This window comes from Aminobacter sp. P4_D5 (assembly GCF_056401815.1).
Window position 1 is genome coordinate 1 of sequence record NZ_JBFUIP010000830.1, and the last position, 660, is coordinate 660.

The following is a 660-nucleotide window of genomic DNA, read 5'->3' on the forward strand; positions in this document are numbered from 1 at the left end:
ACTCATATCTTGAGGTAACCTCAGGCGAGACCTAGCACGCGCAGTTCGGAGATGGCTGCGCGTATAGGCGTAAACCCTGCCACCGCCTCTAATCCGGCCAGCCTGATCGATTGAGCCTCCTCCTCGCTCAGGGAAAACATTCGTTGGAGCGTTTCATCCACCGCTCCCAAATCATTTGTGTCAGTAAGGAAACCACTAACGCAATCATCAATGAAGTCCGACGAGCCGCCCAGGCGCGGCGCGAGGGAGATACATCCGCAGGCCATCGCCTCCGCTGCGCTACGGCCAAAGGCCTGGTAATCTGAAAGGTCGAGAAAGAATTCCGCTCGTCGTAGGTGTTCCGCGACCTCCGCCTGACGAAGGTGGCCGAGCATCTTTAGGCCGTCAGGACATTGCATACCGTGCTGCTCCAGTTCCTCCGCCGACGCACCGAAGGCTGCTACGTCCAAATCGCCGAATTCGCCGGAGGCCAAACGTCCCAATATTGCGAGAGTCCGACGAGGAGCTCGCCTGGGCGTGCTGGGACGCACCATTGCTAGGACAAGGCGCCGGCTGGTAACGTTAGAGCGAGACGGTCGAAATATTTGATGGTCTATGCTAGGAACAACCATCGATGTTTCTTGCCCATGACAATTACTAACCATGTCCACGAGCCAAGTC

1 protein-coding gene is annotated in these 660 nt (G+C 57.0%); it reads right to left on the reverse strand.

Features of this window, described 5'->3' with window-relative positions; translation table 11 throughout:
• Positions 1–20: 20 nt before the first annotated feature.
• Positions 21–482 carry a glycosyltransferase gene (locus AC1DWF_RS35260; protein WP_476843110.1) on the reverse strand — a complete coding sequence of 154 codons (462 nt, stop codon included), beginning with the start codon at positions 480–482 and terminating at the stop codon, positions 21–23.
• Positions 483–660 lie beyond the last annotated feature (178 nt).